Origin of the sequence: Bacillus canaveralius, assembly GCF_002860125.1 — a bacterium.
Taxonomy (GTDB): Bacteria; Bacillota; Bacilli; order Bacillales; family Cytobacillaceae; genus Bacillus_BJ; species Bacillus_BJ canaveralius.
Map to the genome: position 1 here is coordinate 90,408 of NZ_PGVA01000041.1, position 10,492 is coordinate 100,899.

Annotated in this window: 13 protein-coding genes; 3 read left to right on the top strand and 10 right to left on the bottom strand. The window is 42.2% G+C overall.

Annotated elements, in window-relative coordinates; translation table 11 throughout:
• Positions 1 to 77: 77 nt before the first annotated feature.
• Complete coding sequence (locus CU635_RS16350; RefSeq protein WP_101578454.1) at positions 78 to 365, bottom strand: hypothetical protein; 288 nt, start codon at positions 363 to 365, stop codon at positions 78 to 80.
• A 174-nt stretch (positions 366 to 539) separates the two neighbouring features.
• The gene (locus tag CU635_RS24375; protein ID WP_425427545.1) at positions 540 to 707 is read right to left on the bottom strand and encodes an HD-GYP domain-containing protein; all 168 of its coding nucleotides are present in this window, start codon (positions 705 to 707) and stop codon (positions 540 to 542) included.
• Positions 708 to 918: 211 nt separating this feature from the next.
• Between CU635_RS24375 and cspD the strand changes: the two genes are divergently transcribed.
• Complete coding sequence (cspD, locus tag CU635_RS16355; protein WP_101578455.1) at positions 919 to 1,119, top strand: cold-shock protein CspD; 201 nt, start codon at positions 919 to 921, stop codon at positions 1,117 to 1,119.
• A gap of 55 nt (positions 1,120 to 1,174) precedes the next feature.
• On the opposite strand, the gene CU635_RS16360 is transcribed toward cspD, so the two are convergent.
• Positions 1,175 to 1,351 (bottom strand): zinc-finger domain-containing protein, encoded by a 177-nt coding sequence (locus CU635_RS16360; protein ID WP_101578456.1) that lies wholly within the window; start codon positions 1,349 to 1,351, stop codon positions 1,175 to 1,177.
• Positions 1,352 to 1,382: 31 nt separating this feature from the next.
• Positions 1,383 to 2,039, bottom strand: coding sequence for a ribonuclease H family protein (locus CU635_RS16365; RefSeq protein WP_101578457.1), 657 nt, complete (start codon positions 2,037 to 2,039; stop codon positions 1,383 to 1,385).
• 298 nt (positions 2,040 to 2,337) lie between these two features.
• Between CU635_RS16365 and CU635_RS16370 the strand changes: the two genes are divergently transcribed.
• Positions 2,338 to 2,739, top strand: a complete 402-nt coding sequence (locus tag CU635_RS16370; RefSeq protein WP_101578458.1) for a reverse transcriptase-like protein — start codon at positions 2,338 to 2,340, stop codon at positions 2,737 to 2,739.
• On the top strand, positions 2,739 to 3,692 hold the full coding sequence (locus CU635_RS16375) for a DMT family transporter (protein ID WP_101578468.1): 954 nt from the start codon (positions 2,739 to 2,741) through the stop codon (positions 3,690 to 3,692). The genes CU635_RS16370 and CU635_RS16375 overlap by 1 nt, the downstream gene beginning before the upstream one ends.
• Positions 3,693 to 3,721: 29 nt before the next feature.
• On the opposite strand, the gene CU635_RS16380 is transcribed toward CU635_RS16375, so the two are convergent.
• The 6 genes from CU635_RS16380 to CU635_RS16405 all read right to left on the bottom strand — a co-directional run bounded on the left by CU635_RS16380 (position 3,722) and on the right by CU635_RS16405 (position 10,349).
• Positions 3,722 to 4,003: a DUF6123 family protein gene (locus CU635_RS16380; protein ID WP_180955686.1), complete on the bottom strand. Its 282-nt coding sequence runs from the start codon at positions 4,001 to 4,003 to the stop codon at positions 3,722 to 3,724.
• A gap of 31 nt (positions 4,004 to 4,034) precedes the next feature.
• Entirely contained in the window at positions 4,035 to 4,523 is a 489-nt protein-coding gene (locus CU635_RS16385) for a divergent PAP2 family protein (RefSeq protein ID WP_101578459.1), read from the bottom strand.
• A 214-nt stretch (positions 4,524 to 4,737) separates the two neighbouring features.
• Positions 4,738 to 5,622, bottom strand: a complete 885-nt coding sequence (locus tag CU635_RS16390; RefSeq protein WP_101578460.1) for a 5'-3' exonuclease — start codon at positions 5,620 to 5,622, stop codon at positions 4,738 to 4,740.
• A 105-nt stretch (positions 5,623 to 5,727) separates the two neighbouring features.
• Positions 5,728 to 5,910 (bottom strand): hypothetical protein, encoded by a 183-nt coding sequence (locus tag CU635_RS16395; RefSeq protein ID WP_101578461.1) that lies wholly within the window; start codon positions 5,908 to 5,910, stop codon positions 5,728 to 5,730.
• Positions 5,911 to 5,926: 16 nt separating this feature from the next.
• Positions 5,927 to 6,676: a nucleotidyltransferase domain-containing protein gene (locus CU635_RS16400; RefSeq protein ID WP_180956494.1), complete on the bottom strand. Its 750-nt coding sequence runs from the start codon at positions 6,674 to 6,676 to the stop codon at positions 5,927 to 5,929.
• Complete coding sequence (locus CU635_RS16405) at positions 6,651 to 10,349, bottom strand: dynamin family protein (protein ID WP_101578463.1); 3,699 nt, start codon at positions 10,347 to 10,349, stop codon at positions 6,651 to 6,653. The genes CU635_RS16400 and CU635_RS16405 overlap by 26 nt, the downstream gene beginning before the upstream one ends.
• Positions 10,350 to 10,492 lie beyond the last annotated feature (143 nt).

Here is a 10,492-nt window from a genome sequence, read left to right on the forward strand (position 1 = left end):
TTTTCCAAGCGAATACGTGTCTGTCTAATGAGTGATCGGCCCTATGTAAAAAACCGGCCAAAAAAACCGGCCGGATTCTAATTCATATATTTCTTTAAAGTGCGACTTTTAATTTCAAACCATTTCTCTCTTGGAACAATGCTGGAAATAGTTAAAATAAAAGAAGGGAGTTTCTCAACGTTAAATACGATTAGGCCTATCTTCTCATTGAAGATGACAAATGCATCACCATGCGGAAAAGCAGGAAGTTTACTCCCCAGAAGAGCGAGGGATCTAACAATGATATCCTTTATTTCTTGTTCGATTGCAACTGCCGGAGAAAACCTTAAAATCCACTCTTCATTATCAATGGTAAACCGGTACATGCTCTCACCCTCTATAAGCCGCATTTACTTACAGGATATGAGGAAAGTAAACTTTTATGATTTTGTTAAGCATCAATCTTTGAGAACTGTTAAGCCGTACGGATACCCCCCACCCGCCATCCTCTCGTTCATGATGCTGTATAGCTACAAGAGCGGCCCGTCGGTCTAATTGGTCTATATCGTAAGCAGCTCATAGCCGTGAACAGTGTGCTGCTTCATAACCTGATACTCATCATTTGTCAGCTTTCCCGGCTTATTCAGGATTTCTTCGGGCACTTTTGCTTTCCCGATATCATAAAGGGTTGCTGCAATTGTTAACGATACTAAGAAGAGAAAGCTGATATAAGTGCTAAAATTTTTAAAATTTTATAAAAAATCCTCTTTTTTTCATAAAATAATGTGCGTATTGGTTGACTAACATAGGTTAATCGTGTATGATATAAGCATCATTAAGTTGGATTGTTTACCGTTTATGGTATTAATTCGCTTCATGGTTAATATTTAACTTTGACACTATAAATAGTGTCGTGGATGGCTTAGGAGGAAATTATTCATGCAAAATGGTAAAGTAAAATGGTTTAACAATGAAAAAGGCTTTGGATTTATCGAAGTTGAAGGCGGAGAAGACGTTTTCGTACATTTCAGCGCGATCCAAGGTGACGGATTCAAGAGTTTAGAGGAAGGCCAGGAAGTTTCTTTTGAAATCGTTGAAGGAAACCGTGGACCTCAAGCTGCTAACGTAGTAAAGCTTTAATCCTTTCGATATATTATAAGGCCGGCGATATATTGCCGGCCTTTTTATTTTATGCTTATGTGAGCTTGTTCCCATAAGCTTTTATTTTCTCTCCTACTGTACATTGGGTAATGCAGAATCGGTGGGCGTATTTTTTTCCTTGTTCTTTTCTGTGTTGCTTGTGCAGAAAGCAGCCGTCACAATAATGACTCATCAACTCTCCCATTTCATGGAGCAAGTCTTTTCGTTTCATTGGTTCACTTCCTTAATCAATTCAGCGTGCATTATAATAGTTGCATTTTACTGGTTATCATTTTTCCGTCAAGAGCCTGGCTGGCGAGCTTATCAGCTTCGGTATTGTCTTTTCGGGAAATCGGAGTATACTTTGCCATGATTGCAAGCTCTTCCAGTTTGTTTTCAATTCGATCAAGCCATCTATTCAATACTTCTTCATAGCATGACCATTCCCCTTCCAACTGTTTTAAAACAACTTGGGAATCGCCTTTAAATTCGCAAGAAATATGATGGACACCAAGCTCCTCAAGTATATTTAAAGCATAAAATAACGCAGCATATTCCGCTTCGTTATTTGTCTCGATTTCATCAACAAGTTCGTTCGCACGAATCCGGTATTTCTTTTTCCCTTGCTTGTAATAAATTACTGCACCAAGTCCCGCCTGGAAAGTTTCCTTGTGAAATCCTCCATCAAAATAAACAATCACATCATGGGGTTCGGTTTCTACTTCAGATAGAAGCTTTTTAAGCTCTTTCAATGTCCAAGATACATCGCCTTCATCATAAAAGGCAAGTGCGGCAGCCTTTCCAGAGCTTTCAATTTCTTCCCCTGCCCGCAATGCCTGCTCCCCACTCAGCCAATCTGAAATGAATAACACCGTTTCTTTTCCCTTTAATTTATATTTCCACTCCAATTTATAATTCATTTTCTTCAGCCCTTTTTATGCTTTTGCACTATTTTTAATTTTAACATTTTTTTCAGATCGAAGATGGAAATACGATTCAGGCTATAATCGTTTTTTTACAATTTTATTAATGCGGCCTGCATCCCAACCACCTATTTGGTCAGCCAATTTACTGATGTCTATATCTTTTCCTATCTTTGCTCACTCTATATGCTTTAGCAGTCCTGCCGATTATGATAAAATTAAAAACAGCGCTTTTAAAAACTGTTTAGAATATAGGGAACAACTTTATATATAAAATCGTTTGGAGGATCTAACTTTGCTTGAAATATATATTGACGGAGCAAGTGCCGGAAATCCCGGGCCAAGCGGCGCAGGAGTCTTCATTAAAGGCAATGGTATTGTTGAAAGATATTCGATTCCCCTCGGTATTATGACCAATCATGAAGCGGAGTATCATGCCCTGATAAAAGGTCTGGAAATCTGCATTGAAAAGGGGTACAAGACGGTTTCATTCCGCACTGATTCCGAGCTGGTTAACAGGGCGGTCGAAAAGGAGTTTGCCAAAAATAAAGACTATGCACCGCTTCTCGAAAAAGCTCTTGCTTTAGCGGATCAATTGGAGTTGTTTTTTATGAAATGGATACCTGGAAGCGAGAACAAAACGGCTGACGAGCTTGCCCGATATGCAATAAGAAAAAACAGCGGGGCTAAATCATGATGAAAAAGCAGCTTTTCGCTGATTTCAGCCTGCTTCTTATTGCGTTTGTCTGGGGTTCAACTTTTGTTCTTGTTCAAAACGCAATCGCTTTTCTTGACCCTTTTTCCTTTAATGGAATCCGATTTTTTTTAGCGGCGATTTTGCTTGGCGGCTGGCTTTTTTTATTTGAGCGTAAACAGCTGCGCCATCTCAATAAAAAAATCGTGATGTCCGGTTTGTTTCTCGGCTTTTTGCTTTTTATCGGCTACGCCTTTCAAACAGCTGGACTCCTCTACACGACTTCATCGAAAGCGGGGTTTATTACGGGATTAAGCGTTGTGATGGTACCGATTTTTGCGATTTACTTATTGAACGAGCGGCCCGGAAGAAACGCGGTGATTGGCATTATTGGTGCAACAGCGGGGTTGTATTTGCTGACAATGGCAGGTACTTCAGGACTGACAACAGGTGATGGATTAGTGTTTGTTTGTGCGATTGGTTTTGCCATGCACATTTTGATGACAGGCAAATATGCAGGGCAATTTCCGGCCCTATTGTTAACCATGATTCAAGTTTCAACTGTCGCGTTGCTTTCAGCCATTTCTGCTTTTCTTTTTGAAGATTGGCAGTCTGTTGCTAAACATGATATTTTGTTATCCCGAGATGTTGCAGCAGCATTGTTGATCACAGCCGTATTCGCTACTGCGCTTGCTTTTCTCGCGCAAACGAGCTTTCAAAAGTTCACGACGCCAACTAGAGTTGCGTTAATTTTTGCGATGGAACCGGTGTTTGCTGCTGTAACAGCATATGTTTGGGCTGGTGAACGATTAAGTTTCAGTGCAGTGCTCGGCTGTATGCTGATATTTGCAGGAATGGTTTTTGCCGAGCTTCCGCGAAAACCTGCTGCTTCTTTGTTAAAACAGAAACACGAATTGGTTCATGAAGCAACTTCCAATCACGTAAAACAAAAATAACAGACAAGAAGGCAGCTTCTTGTCTTTCGTTATATGGCAAGAAGCTGTTTTTCCCTGATAAACCGGATCGCTTCCTGCCTTGTTTCAATCTTATTTACAGATAGCGTTTCAAGCAATGAAACGAAAAAGCTTCCATCAAACTTTTTTTGCACTTTAAGCGTTAGTTCGATTGCCGTGTTTGTGAGCTCATCATTGGCGTTTGTGTAGTTTTTCCCAAAATAGATGAACCCTACAGCGTCTTCCCGAAAATGAAAGCCTTTGCTTTGCAACTCGTGCAAATACTCTTCCACTGTTCGCACTGACTTAACCATTCCTCTCCCTGACTGCTATTGTTTCCCTCCTTTATCTTACCTTAGTACATGTCTTTTTTCTATCATTTTTCGACAAAAAATAACCCGCTGCACCGGCTAAAACCCCTAGGACCGCTCCGCCAAGAACTTCTTCCGGTTGATGGCCGAGCATTTCTTTCAGTTTTTTTGGGGTTTTCTCTTCAAATTCTACCCGTTCTTCCTTATGAATTTTATCGATTAGTTCTCCGAGATCGTTAACTTTCAATGTCAGCTCTCCAGCCTGACGGCGGATTCCTTGTGCATCATACATAACGATCAACCCATACACGAGGGAAAGGGCAAAATCAATCGTCGGTACCCCTCTTTTTAGGGCAATATACGTCGTCAAAGACGATACACCTGCAGAGTGGGAGCTCGGCATGCCGCCAGTCTGAAAAAACAATTCAGGGCGCCACTCCTTTTTTCTCACATAATGAATTGGGATCTTTAATCCCTGTGCTGCTCCGATACTTAATAATGCGATCATTACCCCTTTATTCATAACCGTTCACCTCTTTTGTTATTTTGAGGAAGCATGTGGCTGATTATTCCTTTCATATGAAAGGAAAGCGTAATACCGCAGTCTGCTGCCGTGTTCCATTTACTGCACAGCTTAGATATACAACGATTCCCACTTTTCAAGGCGTTAAACATTAGCGTATCTGCTCAACTTGAATTTTAGCGAAAAAAGGAACTGCACGAATGCAGTTCCTTCTTTACGCATATTCCTTTTCTGATTGAAGAAATTTATGCAGGCCTTTAAATTCCATGTCAACAAATTTCTCGAGCACTTTTTCACGGTTTACCCGATATGCCGCCTGATCAAGGGTGCAGGCAATCGGGACATCACATTTAATTTCGGCGAGCTGCCGACTTAAATGGAGCATTTCAAGATCCTGCTCAATCTTCAATCGATGGGCGTTGGAAAGCCGATCAAGATTGGCAACAATTCCTGCCACATTTTCATATTCCTTCAGCAACTTGAGAGCTGTCTTTTCGCCGATCCCTTTGACGCCTGGATAATTATCGCTTGGATCACCCATTAACGCTTTTAAATCGATCATCTGTGCAGGCAAAATTCCCTTTTCTTCAAAAAAAGTATCCCTCGTATGAACGAGGTAATTGCCGTAGCCTTTTTTCAAAAGAATAACGGAAATATGATCATCAATTAACTGTAAAATATCCTGGTCACCGGTTAATATCATTACATTTGCATCAACGCTGCTTTGCCTTGCTATCGTTCCAATACAGTCATCCGCTTCAAAGCCTTCCAGCCCGATACTCGGTACATCAAAAGCGTCGACCATTTCTTTAACGAGATTAAATTGGGGAATCAATTCAACCGGCGGCTCGCCCCGGTTTGCTTTGTAACCATCGTAAAGCTCAGTCCTGAACGTTTTGCTTCCCATATCCCAGCATACGGCGACGTGCGAAGGGTTAAAGGAGGAAACGGCAGTGAAAAAATGCTTTACAAAGCCGTAAACAGCATTTGTCGGCAGTCCTTTTGAATTGACCATAAATTGGCCTGTAACGGCAGTGGCATAAAAAGCGCGAAACAATAGGGCCATTCCGTCGACAAGCATAAATGTGGGCTTGTTCATATTCTTAAAAATCTTCCCTTCCGGCAAATGTTTTTTTTCAATAAAATCTATTATAACACGGACAGAGGTGAAACTACTTAACGGTGTTGCCAGCCGAAACAGCGTTCAATTTCCCTGTTCCCGTTTCTCGATCAATTTTTTCACATGTTCTTTTGGGCTCCAGCAGTTAAACCGATAGTCCGGCCTCGTTTCATATCCGAGCCGCCCGCAAAAATAATTCATCGCCTTATCGGTCCTGACCGCCTGAAAGTGAATGCATGTTGCGCAGGCATGAAATGAGCTTTCCATATAACCCTTCCTTCGCTTATAGTTCCAGCAGTTCCCAAAGCCAGTCGTTAAGTTCTGCCGTTGAAATTTTGCTGCGGATGAGATTTTCCCGGCGTTCTGATAACAGTGCCCTTTGCTTTTCCAGTTCAACAAAGACAAATTGAAGCGCTTCTGCGGGCGGTGAGATTCCATTTTTTTTCGAATTGATAAGAAGCATGTAATTTTTTATAAGTTCTGTGTCAGGATTTTCATAGATTGCTTCCAGTATCCTGTATGGCGACGAAATTTCATTTGTTGTAGCTAAATAGTCGGCAATAAAAAAACTTCTGCCCGCCTGGATCAATTGTTTTACCTGCTTGGCCGCAACTCTTTGTTTCCCTGTTACCTCCTTTAAATTTCTTGCCATCAGGCTCCCATAATGCATAAACAGCGAATAAGGAGAAAAAACTGATTCAGCCATGTTCCTTAAGCGCTGTCCAAAGCCTGTGGCGTCCCGGTAAACTAAAGGAGTGAAGGCCCATTCGTAAAGGCTTGCATTTGACTTTCCGGCCAGCTGCAATGCTTTTCTGACATCCCAGCCCTGTGCGTCAAAAGGTTGCGTGATGTCGATCACGGCTGGTCGCGGATTCAGAGCAATATAGCTTTTCAAGTCTTTGTATTTAAAAATAAACCGGATATCAAAGTCAGATTGTTTCGAATCTGTATTCCATACCCGGCTCCCTGCCTCACACGCATACAGAACCGTTATTCGATACTGTTCTTCAAGCTCCTCCAGCCAGTTTTCCATTTTCTTCATCCTTTACGCGAAAGAATTCAATTTCTTCAGCTTTTTTCTTCAGTGCGTCTACAGGATAACCATCATTTAACGCAGCCAGAATTCCATCATAGAAATCCTCTGTTTGTCTCGTAATGCTCGCTAACATCGTTGTAAACAGATCTGAAAGCAATCGGGAATAATGTTCTTTTAATCTGGCACCCTGCAATTTTATATAGTGATCAGCTGGCTGGTGCAGCGCTCTTTCCAGTTCTTCGCTCATCAACCGTTTTTCATTTTTTTCAAAGAATGCTTTCGGATTTTTAAAATAAGCTGTCGCCTTTTTAAACAATTGCCGGTCGATATCCTTGAATGCAGACTGAAATTCAATGCTCTCAAACTCGAAAGCGTCGAGCGTTGAATAGCTTAAACCGCGATTAGCGCTTGCCAGTTCAGTTGTAAAAGCGCTATAAAACCCGGACGTGATGTTGCGGATGTAGGCTTCAATCCGCAACCCGGTCGCCCTCATTTCTTGGGCGAAATCAAAGCCGAGACTGTCCAGCAAGTCTTCGAGCGCCGTATCTACTGCTTTTTTCAAGTTCCTTCCATCATCCTTGAGAAGGGATGGGTTAAAAGCTTCCTTAAAAAAATCATTGAATCGGAAAAATACGCGCTGTTTTATATAAAAGGCAAGCTCATCTGTTTCCTGGTTTAGCCTGTTCAATAAAACTTCAGCACTTTGCGACCGAATCCTGTCAAGAAGCTTCCTTTTTTCGCTGCTGATCGCGATTCGCTGCTGATTTTTTGCTTCTTTGTCTGCCAATGAAGCTGAGATCAGCTTTGTAAGGATATTTTTTGTTCTGTTCAAGTCTGCTTCTGCTGCTGTTTCCGCCATTTCCGTTAAATCGTTGGCGATAAAAGAATAAAATGCTTGTTCAAAAATGGGCATCCGAGAATTTGCGCCTGGCTCCTCCTGCTGTTTTTCCCGCAAAGCAAGCAGGCTGGATAGAGCGAACAGATTCGGCTGTCTGATCCCATGTTGAATCAGCTGCTCATTGACATATCCAATCACATCGTCCATTTCCGCTTCATTAGCTGCAAGATCGATCGCATTGACAGCAAAAAACATTTTATCGAGCTGGAACGTTTCCTTTACCCGCCCCAATTGGATCAAAAATTCGCGATCCGCTTTGGAAAACGCGTGGTTATAGTAGGTAACGAACAAAATGACATCCGAGTTTTTAATATAATCAAAAGCAACTCCGGTATGGCGGGCATTGATCGAATCAGCGCCTGGCGTATCAACGAGTGTAATTCCTGCTCTTGTCAGCGGGCAATCATAAAACACGTCTACCCACTCAACGAGACATGATTTCTGTTCAATTGCGACAAAATCGCGAAATTCGTGTAAATCGGTCTTAATCACAGTACCGAGCTGATCTGCATATTCGTTAAAGCCTTTATAAAAAGAAGTTAAAAAGGCCAGATGCGTTTTTTCGGCAGCCTCATTAAATGTTTCCTTCGTTAGCAGCCTGCCAATCAATAAAAGAGCGTCTTCGAAATCGGCTGCTTTCATGTCAAAGAAATGTAGTGACCGGTTCACATCATCAAATAACGCTTCAGCATCCTTGAGTTTGACATTTACGATTCCATGCACTTCGTCTGTTGTAACAGGCTTAATTTTGTTGATCGCTGCTGTTGTCGGATTAGGAGAAACAGGAAGGATGCTTTCCCCCAGCAAAGCGTTCGCAAACGATGACTTACCGGCGCTAAATGCACCGAAAAGTGCGACAGTAAAATTTTTGTTTTCAAGACGGAAGGCCTTTTCCATCAGGTCTTCACTGAGCTTTAATAAGCCCGGAACATCGGTTATTTGTGCAGAGGCATGCCTTAAAGCTGATGTGAGACGGCTGCGCCGGTCCGATGCTGCTGCTATGTCCTTCTCAGGAAGCAAAACGGCTCCGTGCGGACGCTCCTTTCGGCTTTTCGTTTTTTCCGGACATCCCTGCTTGTCTGAGTTGCGAATGATCTTTGGAATATCCGCGTCAGGAGAAAGCAGCTCCTTTATCCGGGCAGAAATAGGCTGACTGTCAAAATCATCACCAGACAGAAGCTTTTCTAAGTTAAACTTGATACTCGTCTGGCTTTTAAAAATAGCCTCGCGCTTTGTGGCGGCTTCAAGATAAGCTTCCAATTCTTTATGTTCCGCCTGTAAAACGGCTTTATTGGCAGCTGATTTTTGCTGTAGAACGAGAACGATTTGCTCTTTCATTTTCAGCACTTGATCTCTGGCAAGCTTTTTCAATGCATTGGCAAGATCTTCTGTATAATTTAAAAGGTAATCACCTGTAACCCCGGCACCCGGTTTCACCGTTTCCCCAAGCAGCTTTTCGTCAAATTGGATCGAAATAGTTTGCGCTGCATGCTCAAGCTCTGGATCATGAATCGATTTTTCCTTGATCATTTTCAGGAGCATCTCTTTTAAATGCCATTCAAGCTGGGATTTAACTTTTTCCTGAAGATCGTTGAAGAAAGCGGACAGCCGCTCCGCCCTCGCCTGTTCCGTTTTTTGCCGCGAAAACAAAATGCCTATTTTAAAATCAGATTGCCGCGACTGTAAGTAGCATTCTGCCAGTTCTCTTGTCTGGAAAGGCATGAGGTAGGCATTTTTCAAAATCGCTTCTGTTTCATTCACTATTTTTGCGGCCGCTAGCTCGATCGAACTATCAAGCAGCTCAATCTCCTGAAGAAGGTCTGCTGTCTTTTGCAAAAGCGTCGCGGAATTTTCCTCCGGCACTGACAAGAGCAGCCGGTCTAATTCCTCCAATTGTTCTTCATCCTCGGCAGCCATCAACTGAAAATGGTCTTCTGCAAGCTTCTTTAACGACTCAAAAATTGTCCCGGGAAGAAGTTTGTCCCGCTTGGATATTTTTTCAAATAAAAAATGCTGCAATTCTGAAAACTGATTATGCGGCTCGCTGTCATTTTTTAACGACGTGAAAAAGATTTTCGCCGGTGTTACCCCCCATGAAGCAAAGGCAGTGTGTACAGATTGTGAAAATTCAGAAAAGGCAAGCTCGGTTTCCTGGTGCTTATCGATTTGATTAATAACCAAATACACTTGTTTACCCGCGTCAGTTAATTGTTTTGTAAACATGAAGTTTACTTCTGACTGGACGTGATTATAATCCATAACATAAAAAACAATATCGGCAAGATGAAGTGCCGATTCTGTCGCAATTCGATGGGCATCATCCGTAGAGTCTATTCCCGGGGTGTCCATGATCACAGCCTCCTGCGGGAAAGGAGCTTTTGATGAGCTGAACTCAATCGATTCGATTTGATCTCCGTCCTTACAGTAGCTTTTCACCTGCTCGTAGTCATACGGTGCGGGGTAAAGATGGGGATGATCGAATTTAAAGTATACTTTAGCAAAATCTTCACCGGCTTTAATTTTTACTAAATTAGCACTCGTCGGGATCGGGCTTGACGGCAGCAGCTCCTCACCGATGAGCCGGTTAATCATCGTCGATTTCCCGGCAGAAAAATGCCCGCAAAAGGAGATTGAAAATTCCTGTTTATGAAGCTTCCAGGCTAACTGGCGTGCTTTTTCAGCCGTTTTTTCGTCATTATTTTCTATGAAGTAGCTATATAATGCAGCGATTTTGCTAAACAATTCCTGTTCCTGATTGACAATCTGTACCATGAAATGCTCTACCCCTTGTTTGCATTGTTAAAACTAACTCCCATTTTAAACGATTTTTCAAACTTTTTATAGTAGCATGCAAAATAGAGTAGGCGCATGAACAATTTCATGCGCCTCTCACAGATCCGTACGTGCGGGTCATC